The organism is Bradyrhizobium sp. (assembly GCF_019242285.1).
Classification (GTDB): domain Bacteria; phylum Pseudomonadota; class Alphaproteobacteria; order Rhizobiales; family Xanthobacteraceae; genus Bradyrhizobium.
This window is the reverse complement of sequence record NZ_JAFAVV010000579.1, coordinates 1-8,778: the sequence shown is the minus strand read 5'-3', so window position 1 is coordinate 8,778 and position 8,778 is coordinate 1. Positions and strand designations below refer to the sequence as shown.

Sequence of the window (8,778 nt, the reverse complement as noted above, 5' to 3'; positions counted from 1 at the left end):
ATCACGACCGTTTCGAACCATCTGCCGAAGTGAGCACAGAGCAACCCCGCGGCTGTCCCAGCGATGACCGCCAACAGCACGCCGGCGGCGCTCACCAGCATCGACACGCGCGCTCCGTAGAGGATGCGTGTGAGGACATCTCGACCGAACGAATCGGTGCCAAACGGGTGTTTCCAGCTCGGGGCGGCCAACAGTGCAAGAAAATCCATGTCGGTCGGCGAATAGGCACTCAAAAGCGGACCGGCCGCGACAGCGATGACGACGATCAGCGTGATCGCTGCACCGAAACACGCCGGACGGTTTGCAAGAAAACCTCTCATGAGCTCACCACCTGCGCCGAGGATTGAGGGCGGTGCAGACTGCATCGACCGACATATTGACGACCAGCACGCAAAGAAGAAACGTCAGCGCGCAAGCCTGCACGACCGGAAAGTCACGGGCAAAGCCGCCATCCACCATGAGCGATCCGACGCCCGGTATTCCGAAAATGCGCTCGATGATGACCGTTCCCCCGAAGAGATAGCGGATCTGGAGACCGATCACCGTGATGTAGGGAATCAACGCATTTCTGAACACAAAATGCGCAAAGACGAACAGTCTTCCGTAGCCGAACGAGCGAGCCACACGGACGTGATCCTTGTGAAGTTCCTCGATCAGGCTGGCTCTGAGAATGCGGGTGAAGCTGGCCGCCATCGGGGCAGCGATCGCAAGGGCGGGGAGCGTTCCGCTCCATATTGCGCCTGTGATCGCGCTCTGCGGCTGAACGAATCCATAGGCGGGGAACCATCCGGTTCCGAGGGCAAATGCATAGATCAGCACGTATGACAGCCAGAAGTCAGGCATGGAGATCCCGAATATCGCCGCGGAGGTGGCGACGACATCGGCGTTGCGGCCCCGCTTGAGCGCGGCAATCGTGCCCGCGGCAACGGATATGAGCACGGCCAGGATCAGCGCATAGACTCCGATGAATACCGTGTTCGGGAGCCGCGCCAGGATCAAGGACGTAACCGGCATGCCGCTCGCGACCGTCAGCGACGTGCCAAATTGCCCCTGGAGTGCCGATGACAACCACCATATGAATTGAATGATCAGCGGCTCGTCGAGGTGCCAGCGCAGCCTGAAGGCCGCGATCGCCTGAGGCGTGGCGCCTTCGCCAAGTGCCGCGAGCGCCGGGTCGCCAGGCGCAGCATGCATGGTAAAGAAGATCAGCGCAGCGCCAAAGACGGCAAGCAAGACAGCTGCGGCAATGCGTTGTGAATATCCGATCAGGGTCATAGTCACAGCGACGCTTACTTCCTCTCAGCTGATATGAAGACTGGCGAACTGATCTCCGTAGTTGGAGTACGGCAATTGCTCGAATCCGCTCAACCGTGACGTCGCAAGATTGTGCACGTTGGAGCAGAAACACGGAATCAGCGGCATATCCTCGAGCATGACCTGCTCCGCCAAGCGATAGATCTGCCAACGCCGCTCGGGATCGAGCTCGGCACGACCTTGCGCCAGCAGTTCCTCAAAGCGCGGGTTCTCATACCCCTGATGGTTGCGGAAGCCGCCCTTCCCAAGCATCTCTCCGAGGTACTCGTCAGGGTCGACCAGGCCGAGCCAGCCCCATACTGCCGCCTGGAAATCGCCAGCTCTCAAGCGCGCGAATACGGCATTCGGGTCTCCGACCTGCAACGACAGGCTGGTGCCGAGCACCTGATTGGTCTGCGCGACGAAGAGCTCCCCAATGCGCCGCCACCAGTTGGAGCCCCAGATCAGGATCGTCGCCTCCGTCCCCGCCTTGTACCGAGATTTCGCCAGCTCGCCGCGGGCCCGTTCAGGGTTGAATTTCATCAGATCTGGAACAGGCAGATCGCTTCTGGGATGCAGCGCGGGCGGCAGCAGCCCGGGGCTGACGACCCCTTCTCCAAACACCACCGCCTGGATCAGGACGTTTCGGTCCACCGCCATGGACAGCGCTCGACGGAAGTGCACGTCGTCAAATGGTGGTTTGCGGTTGTTCAGCGCGATGTAGCGCGTGTTCAGGCCGGAGGTCGTGTAGACGTGCAATGCCGGCTTCTGGCGCAGACTAGGCACATCCGCGAAAGGCGCGGTGCTCGTCAGGTCGATCTGTCCCCCGAGGAGTGCCGTCGTTCCACTGGATTCCTCGGGAATCAGCGGCATCAGCACGCGCTCGATCCTGTTCTGACCGGGGAGGAAATAGCCTGGAAACGCTGCGAGCTCCACGCTCTCGTTCGACTTCCACTGCTTGATCGCGTAGGCGCCGGTTCCGACCGGTTGCTTGCCGAAAGCCTCGCTTCCCATCGCCTTCACGGTCTTGTACGGGACGATCTGTGTCCCCGTTCGCGTATTGGTCAGGTAAGTCAGAAGCGGCGCAAAGGGCGCGCGCGTCATGATCTGAAGCGTACCGGGATCCAGGATGCGGATGTCGGCAATGGCGGCGACCTTGGCCCGGCTGGGGGACGCAAGCGCTTCGTCAGTCAACCGCTCCAACGAGAACTTCACGTCATCGGCCGCAAGTTCGCTGCCATCCTGAAATTTCACCCCGGGACGAAGCTTGAACTCGAGAGTTGTCGTATCGACGACCCGAAAACTCTCCGCCAGGTCAGGGACAATCTGCATGTTGGCATCGAATTTCAGCAGCGCATTGAAAGCGGCCCACAGCACATAGTATTCGGAGAGGAGGCTTGCCTTGGCAGGATCGAGGGTATTGATGACGGAAAAGCCGGTGATGCCGGCGCGGAGCAGGCTATCGCCGGCCCACGACGCGCTTGGCATAAGAGGCGCCGCCGCGGCTGCCGCCGCCAATTGCAGGGCTTTGCGGCGGTTGATGAGTGTCGATTGCGTCGTCATTCGATTCCTCCCAGGCAAGATAGCTGGCGCTATTCGGCGGCCTCCGACAACGGGTTCGGAGGCGAGTGCAAGCTGCGAACTTCTGCTTGATACTTTTCGATCTCGAGCTCGATTTGATGCGACGGCCAGCCCAGCTGGAGCGCGATGGCATTGGCAGCTTGGCGAATCTCATCGTCACTCAAGAGACGCCGCCATGCGAGGCCAGTTCGGCGGAACAGGAAGTCGGTAAGGGATACGGCGTGCTCGCCCTCAACCTTGCTTGCAAGGCTAGCCCATTGGGCCGGGCCAAGGTGGCCGACGTCAATCAGACGATCCCGCGTGAAGCGGAGAGGACTGGGCGCGTAGGAACGGTCGCGCTCGGGACCACTCGGGCTCAGACGACTCTTGACGACCTCGAGCAGTTCCTGCCCGGCCGATCGATGTGTCATGACGGGACCTGCCGTCATTGCCAGCACGTCCGGAAGGCCATCGGACTGGAGATCGTGGATCTCCCTGGATCGCCTGCCGGCTAGAAGCGCGGCATCATAGGTCAAGGGACGAACACCGGCCCAGGTCGAGATGACGTCCGTACGCGTCAATTTCAGGGGCGGAAGCAGGCGATTGGCTTCGCCGACGATCCATTCGATCTCATCTTCCGTCACGCAGATGCGATCGCGGTCACCTTCATACACGGTCTCTGTTGGGCCGAAGTAATGAAGATCGTGCCATGGAATGCAGTAGAACGGTTCCTGCCTGCTGTTGAGCGTGGCGATGCCGTAACCCCGGCATTCGTCGGGCAATCGTACAACGATGTGGCAGCCCTTGGTCCCCAAGATCTTGCGTTCGGCGGAGGGGTTGGCGCTGCGAATGACGTCATCGATCCAGATCCCGGCCATGTTGAGGACGAGCTTGGCACGGATTCGAATATCCGGTTCAGCCGCGGGCACATCTTCCAAAGCGATGGACCAGCCGCCACTCCTGTCACGCGTGATGAGGCGTGCCAAGGTATAGTTGCGTGCCACGGCGCCCAGTCTCTCAGCTTCGAGGACCGCATCCATGCAGATGCGTTCCGGCCAGTCGAGCTGGTATTCGCGAAAGACCGCAACCGAGTCGAGTGAATCAAAGTCACGAAGCCAGCGGATCAATGGGCGCTGGGCTGCTGCTCCGGGCGCAAGGCGCTCGTAGTCGAGCGGCGGGTCCGCGGGCCCAAGCGCCGAGAGAATCCTGAAGGCGGCATCGAGCTGCCATCCCCGATAGCGGTCTCCACGATAGATCGGAAAGCAGAATTGCATGCGGTTGACGCTCGAAGGCGAGGTTCTCACGACGTCGGACCTCGCCTGCATGGCTTGCCGAGCCATACGCATGGCTTCGACAAAGCGCGCTGGCCTTCGCACAAAATCGAACATGGAGCGTCCCGGGGCGAGATAACGTAGACCGCAGTGCAGCAGCCGGCTCGATCGCGCCGTCGAACCCGATCCGAAATCTCCCTTTTCGACAATCAGGGTGCGATATCCGGCCGCGGCGAGTTGCTGCGCGGCGCTGGCGCCATTGATTCCACCGCCGATCACAGCGACGTCGAATACGGCGCCCCGAAGGGAAGACAAGGTCATGCGCATTGGAAGATGCCTCTGGTCGATGCGCGGGCGAGTGCCGCTGCGATGCGAGAAACGGAGGTCTCATGTTCAAGGTTCATGACAGCGTCGGCCAGTTCGGCTCCCTCCTTGCCGGGAACCAGCGCCGCGAATTTCTCGAGAAGGACGGTGTCGCTGAAATACGTGCTCGAAGACCAGGGATCGCCGCGCGCATAGTCAGATTCCGAGCGATACGTGCCGCCTGCCGTCACGATCGTGACCCCGCCGGGCATCGTTCTGATTTGATTGCGCACGAACGCCTCGGCAAAGCCGCCGGCCCTCGGATGCTGGATGATACGCGTTTTCGCCTTGAGCGCTCCAACGATGGGATCCGTAGCATGCTTGGGGTCGAACCACGCCGGTCCGGGCGGCACACCCAGAAGCATCATCGCGATCATGTGCGGATAGCTGAACTGCTGGCTGGCGAAGGTGGCAGGTTCAGGATTGGTGAACCTCTCCGATGCTGCCAGCGGACCAGTCTCTACGACCACCTCGTGAATTGAGTTGACGTCCACTGGATGACGCTCCTGCAGATCGGCCAGCGCGGTCAGGGCATAGTGGGTGAAACGGCAACTTGGCCAGGGCTTGTAGGTGATGTCCGCGAGCATGAAACGCCGGCCGAGATCATCGATGAGCAGGCCGTGATCGGCACTGGTCACGCCGTACATGCGGGCGAGGCCGCGATCTCCGTCCAGCAGACTGGTGAACCCACGCGAGCCCTGCCTTGCCGACAGAGCCGCAACCGTTCCCGTGACGGCGCACCAGCCGGTATCGCAATATTTGCAATTCGGCAGGTCGACGGCACCGGACCACTGGGCCCCCACTGGCAGCGGAGCATTCGAGCCGGCCAGTCCGATTGCGTGCGAAAACAGTGACGGCTCGTATTGGCATGCCTTTGCCGTTGTCGCCGCCGCCGCGATGACGACAGGGACCGCCACACCCCACACGTCGGGAAAACCAGTGACCCGGCCGCCTTCGAGGTGGACTACCGGGCCGATATGGCTCGCAACCCGACCCGCAAATTCATAACCGGCGATGGTGGCAAGCAGGATTTCGGGCCCGGACAGGCCGAACTCTTCTGCAAGCGCGAGCGCGACCACGACACCAGCCGCTCCGAAGTGAGCTCCGACCGGGAAGGTCTCATCGAAGTCGAGCGCATTTGCCGTGCGTGCGTTTGCGTAAATCGCGCCCAGCACACTACCGCGCGCCGGTGCTCCCGCGATGGTCGCCTGCCGCTGTGTCCCGAACCAAGCCGCCATCCCGGCCGCAACAGATCCGATCTCGCAATCCAACCCGGCGACAAGACACCCCAGGGTATCGAGAATAAGCCGCTTGGCCTCATGGCGCACCTGTTCCGGCACATTCTCCAGCGACATGCCGCTCACATAGGTAGCCAGAATGCCGGACGCCGTGCGCTTGACATACGGACGTTCGGTTTGTGAAGAAATTGCTGTGATCATGTTGCGATTTCATGATGCGCAACCCTCATGTGTCAAATAACGCACCATCGATCGACGATAACGAATCGTTATACGCCCTTGTTTCGGTCAGACCGAAATTCCTTCTGCACCTCGTTGCGGCATGTCCGCAGCTCCTTGAGGAATTCGCGGGCGACCCGCGACATCGGTCGGTGAGCCGGGTGCAGAATGCCGATGTGAAACTCGATTCTCGGCTCAAACCGCAGCGCGGCCACTCCTTTGTCGCGAAAGTCTGACGCCGTGAAGGGATCAATGAAGCCTACTCCGAGCCCCTGAGCAATCATGCCCGCAATGACTGCGGCGAACTGCGCCTCAAGCACCATGTTGCGCTCGACTTGCGCCTGGAGGAAGACCTGATCAATCACATGCCGGCCTACCGTATTTCGCGTGAGTGAAATGAATGGGCTGTCGACCACGTCCGCAGGCCTGACGAGACGCTGCCGCGCCAGCGGATGCCCCGACGGCACCGCAAGCAGTTGCTCCACTCGACAGAAATCCTCGCTCTCCACGCCGAGGCGGGCAAAGGGAAACTCGGCGATCCCAAAGTCGATCTGTTGCGCTGCCGCCCATTCCTCGACCTTCGCCGAGGTCTGAATGCTGATCGATATCCGCGTCCTTGGATGCGCGGCATGAAAGCGCGCGATCGCGCGCGGCACCAGTCCCAGTCCAAGAGCCGGAAGCACCGCGATGGTGAGGCTGCCGGCATTGGCGGCCTTGATATCCGAGGCGATTTCGTGAACCTTGTCGACGGCAATAAAGGTCTTCTCGACCTCCTCAAACAGCAGACCAGCTTCGGGTGTCGGCGTTAGCCGGCCCCGCGAACGATCAAACAGAGCGAGGTTGAGATTTTTTTCCGCCTGCTCGATGAGCTTGCTGATGGCGGGCTGAGAAATCCCTAGAAGACGAGCTGCGCCCTTGGCCGTTCCTGCAATCATGAGCGCACGGAAGGCTTCGAGCTGACGGATGTTGACACGCGTCTCGAACTTCTTGTGGGGAGGCATCTGAAGAGGCTGGCTCCGGCACGATTGGCGCGCCGGCCATGTGGCTGCCGAACGCCCGGCGCGAGATAGCGCGACACAAGCATGGTCTGCGCGAATTCGTCAAGAAAGGTCGAGAAGCCCCATCGGCCCGTGCAGCGCGACGCCCAGCTTGCAAAGACGGCTGTCGGCAAGGGCCACGATGCTTGCTATAAGCACCGCCCCCGGATGACCGTCATATCTCGACGTCAAGGAGGTACCCGGCCGACCGCACGGTCTGGATCAGATTGCGCTCCCCGCCGTGGGTGAGAGCCTTCCTCAGATGCACCATGTGCGCATCAATGGTTCGCGGATCGACCGGGTGCCCTCTCCATACGGCTTCAATGAGCTCTTGACGCGAAATGACCTGCCTAGGATGCCGGAGCAAATGGCACAGCATGGCGAATTGGATCGGCGATGTGTGCACACGGCGAGCGCCGCGTCGGACTCTGTGCGTGCGCGGGCTTGCAGCGACATCGGCGAATTGCAGCTCCCCCAACGTTTCCGCGGCTGCCATGTGCAAGCGAATGTGGGCCAGGAGGGCCGGCGTTGGCAGCGGCTTTTGAACAACCTTAAAGGCGCGGGATGGCCTCATGAGACCGGTCCAGTACTCGCCCTTGGACATCAGAACGAGGAGTGGGGCTGCCTTGAGGAGGAGATCGAGGGCCTGCTCCCTCGGCAGTCTCCCGTCGAGCACGTCGGTATCGAGGATCGTGAGGCTCGCTTTGTGCGTCTCGGCGAGCAGAGCTCCACGCTGCACGTCGCCGGCGGTGATGGTCGGATGGCCGACTTCCTCCAGGATGTAGGAAACGAGGGGAGCAACATTCTCGCTCATGATGATGACAATCGGTCCCGACGTGGCCCGCCTTGGAGGCATCTCCTTTCGAGATACATCATGAAACTCGTAATGCCCCGGCCGATTCCGGCGGTGCACCTGTGTTCTGGGGTCGATCCCGCGCATGGTTCGTGGAAGACCTTTGGTAAGGACGGATCGGCGGCGAGTCGCAAGCGCAACAAGGTTCTTGCTACGTCCCCGACCGATTTTAAACGTTCGCCGGCGCCTGTGATAGCTACCAGAATCGGTAGGTCCGCTCTTGGTTTGACGCGGGACCCTGCTCGTTCGAGACTCGAACCGAGCATGCCCCCAAAGGGTTGTGCATTGGAGAGGGAGGATCAACAGGCCGTCGGCGATCAGGAGGCTTCGCGATCGCCGCCCGAAGCGATCAGATAGTTGATGCTGACCTGCGCGACTTCGACATCGTCGGGCACCCGTCGAAACTGCGGCGCCTCGAAGTGATCATTCTCGGGAAACGTATAATCCGCCGTTATCGCTTGATTACCGCCCTCGCGCTTGACATTTTCGTTGGGCGATTACCAGTCTACGAGCACTTCCTTCGGTTGCCCAACAAAGGATGACCCTTGTGATGGAATTGAGTGGATCGATCCTGCCGAAGGCCTGCCAGCTACCGAAGCCAAGGCAGATGTTCGTTTGCGCCTGGATCAGCGGATGCGGCCCGCGCTTGAGGTGAAACTGCTTCACCAAGCACGCAAGGAGATCGCCGCATCCTGGAACGGCTTGCGAATCTCGTTCGTCACGCAGCCGCCGTCGCTTCCTAGCTCGTTCATCAACAAGGGATCACCATATTGGAGCTGCACGGGAAATCTGCCTTCGTGACCGGCGGAACGCGAGGAATCGGGCTCGCTGTTTCGGACCTGCTGGCTCAACGCGGCGCCCGCGTTGTTGCGTGCGGATCGACCGAGGCCAGCGTCGGCGCGTGTCGAGAACATGCGGAGGCTAACGGAAGAGTAATCCGTTCC

At 61.1% G+C, this 8,778-nt stretch carries 8 protein-coding genes; 1 reads left to right on the top strand and 7 read right to left on the bottom strand.

The window, feature by feature from the left end; translation table 11 throughout:
- The 7 genes from JOY90_RS23530 to JOY90_RS23500 all read right to left on the bottom strand — a co-directional run.
- The coding region (locus JOY90_RS23530) for an ABC transporter permease (RefSeq protein ID WP_367276984.1) at positions 1–320 on the bottom strand (320 nt) is incomplete at its 3' end.
- Positions 321–324: 4 nt separating this feature from the next.
- Positions 325–1,275, bottom strand: coding sequence for an ABC transporter permease (locus tag JOY90_RS23525; RefSeq protein WP_291693510.1), 951 nt, complete (start codon positions 1,273–1,275; stop codon positions 325–327).
- A 24-nt stretch (positions 1,276–1,299) separates the two neighbouring features.
- The gene (locus JOY90_RS23520) at positions 1,300–2,856 is read right to left on the bottom strand and encodes an ABC transporter substrate-binding protein (RefSeq protein WP_291693509.1); all 1,557 of its coding nucleotides are present in this window, start codon (positions 2,854–2,856) and stop codon (positions 1,300–1,302) included.
- A gap of 29 nt (positions 2,857–2,885) precedes the next feature.
- Positions 2,886–4,451, bottom strand: a complete 1,566-nt coding sequence (locus JOY90_RS23515) for an FAD-dependent oxidoreductase (protein ID WP_291693508.1) — start codon at positions 4,449–4,451, stop codon at positions 2,886–2,888.
- Positions 4,442–5,926, bottom strand: a complete 1,485-nt coding sequence (locus JOY90_RS23510; protein WP_291693507.1) for an MmgE/PrpD family protein — start codon at positions 5,924–5,926, stop codon at positions 4,442–4,444. Before JOY90_RS23510 ends, JOY90_RS23515 begins: the two co-directional genes overlap by 10 nt.
- A 68-nt stretch (positions 5,927–5,994) precedes the next feature.
- Positions 5,995–6,945: a LysR substrate-binding domain-containing protein gene (locus JOY90_RS23505; protein ID WP_291693506.1), complete on the bottom strand. Its 951-nt coding sequence runs from the start codon at positions 6,943–6,945 to the stop codon at positions 5,995–5,997.
- A 211-nt stretch (positions 6,946–7,156) separates the two neighbouring features.
- The gene (locus JOY90_RS23500) at positions 7,157–7,795 is read right to left on the bottom strand and encodes a response regulator transcription factor (RefSeq protein WP_291693505.1); all 639 of its coding nucleotides are present in this window, start codon (positions 7,793–7,795) and stop codon (positions 7,157–7,159) included.
- An 836-nt stretch (positions 7,796–8,631) separates the two neighbouring features.
- Here JOY90_RS23500 and JOY90_RS23495 point away from each other — a divergent pair.
- The coding region (locus JOY90_RS23495; RefSeq protein ID WP_291693511.1) for an SDR family NAD(P)-dependent oxidoreductase at positions 8,632–8,778 on the top strand (147 nt) is incomplete at its 3' end.

Excerpts from the sequence above, each read along its gene's own strand:
- JOY90_RS23525 (WP_291693510.1), bottom strand. The coding sequence starts at position 1,275 with ATGACCCTGATCGGATATTCACAACGCATTGCCGCAGCTGTCTTGCTT.
- JOY90_RS23500 (WP_291693505.1), bottom strand. The coding sequence starts at position 7,795 with ATGAGCGAGAATGTTGCTCCCCTCGTTTCCTACATCCTGGAGGAAGTC.
- JOY90_RS23510 (WP_291693507.1), bottom strand. The coding sequence starts at position 5,926 with ATGATCACAGCAATTTCTTCACAAACCGAACGTCCGTATGTCAAGCGC.
- JOY90_RS23505 (WP_291693506.1), bottom strand. The coding sequence starts at position 6,945 with ATGCCTCCCCACAAGAAGTTCGAGACGCGTGTCAACATCCGTCAGCTC.
- JOY90_RS23520 (WP_291693509.1), bottom strand. The coding sequence starts at position 2,856 with ATGACGACGCAATCGACACTCATCAACCGCCGCAAAGCCCTGCAATTG.
- JOY90_RS23515 (WP_291693508.1), bottom strand. The coding sequence starts at position 4,451 with ATGCGCATGACCTTGTCTTCCCTTCGGGGCGCCGTATTCGACGTCGCT.